At 74.4% G+C, this 1,166-nt stretch carries 2 pseudogenes; both read left to right on the plus strand.

Features of this window, described 5'->3' with window-relative positions:
• Positions 1–1,059: pseudogene (locus DPV74_RS41390) on the plus strand (hypothetical protein); the annotation flags it as partial.
• Positions 1,056–1,166, plus strand: a pseudogene (locus DPV74_RS42035) (polysaccharide deacetylase family protein); the annotation flags it as partial. The pseudogenes DPV74_RS41390 and DPV74_RS42035, both read left to right, overlap by 4 nt.

Raw genomic sequence — 1,166 nt, forward strand, 5'->3', positions numbered from 1 at the left:
CCCGTGCCCGCGCAAGCGCAGGCGCTCGACGCACGGCTGCGCGCCGATGTCGGCGCGCCCGACGTGCGCTACCTCGTCGTGATTGCCGCGCCGACCGAACAGGCCGCGCTCGAACGCGCGGAACGGGTCGCCGCGCAGTTGCAGCCGCTCGTCGACCGGGGCGCGCTCGCGGGTTTCGAAACCCCCGCGCGCTTCCTGCCGAGCGACGCCGCGCAGCGCGCGCGCCTCGCGAGCCTGCCGGATGCCGATGTGCTCGCCGCGCGGATGCGCGACGCCGTCGCGAACCAGCCGATCGCGGTCAGGCCCGGCCTGTTCACACCATTCATCGCCGACGTCGAAGCCGCGCGCCACGCGCGGCTGCTGAAGCGCGCGGACCTGCGCGGCACGTCGATGGCGCTCGCCGTCGATGCGCTGCTGACCGAACGCGACGGCCGCTGGAGCGCGATGCTGCCGCTGCGTGCGCCGGACGCCGCCCGCACCGCGCAACCGGCATCGAGTCTCGATGCGACACCGATCCGCGCGGCCGTCGCGCGCGCGGGCGTGCCCGATGCGCTGTTCGTCGACATGAAGGCCGAAGCCGATCGCCTGTACGTGAGCTACGTGCACGAGGACATCCGGCTGTCGCTCGCGGGTTTCGCCGCGATCGCCGTGCTGCTGCTGATCGCACTGCGCTCGCCGCGCCGTGTCGTGCGCGCGCTCGCCCCGCTCGTCGCGGCCGTGCTGGTCGTGACGGCCGGCTTCGCGCTCGCCGGCGTGCCGCTGACGATCCTGCACCTCGTCGGGATGCTGCTGATCGTCGCGGTCGGCTCGAACTACGCGCTGTTCTTCTGCAAGCGCGACGACGCGCAGCCCGTCACGCCCCGCACGCTCGTATCGCTGCTGATCGCGAACCTCGCGACGGTCGCCGGCTTCGGGCTGCTGGCGCTGTCGCGCGTGCCGCTGCTCGAGACCTTCGGGCTGACCGTGGGCCCGGGCGCGATGCTCGCGCTCGCGTTCGCGGCGATCCTCGCGCCGCGCGCGGCCGCGGCCGGCAACCGTCATCAAGGAAGCCGCGCATGAATGCACCGTCGTCCGTTCCGCACCGACAGCCCGGCGATGCGCGCCGCTGGCAGCCCACACCGCTGATCGCGGGCACCGCCGCGCTGCACGCGGGCGCGGCAGCCGCC

The sequence above is a fragment of the Burkholderia sp. HAN2018 genome, from assembly GCF_024704855.1.
Lineage (GTDB): Bacteria > Pseudomonadota > Gammaproteobacteria > Burkholderiales > Burkholderiaceae > Burkholderia > Burkholderia cepacia.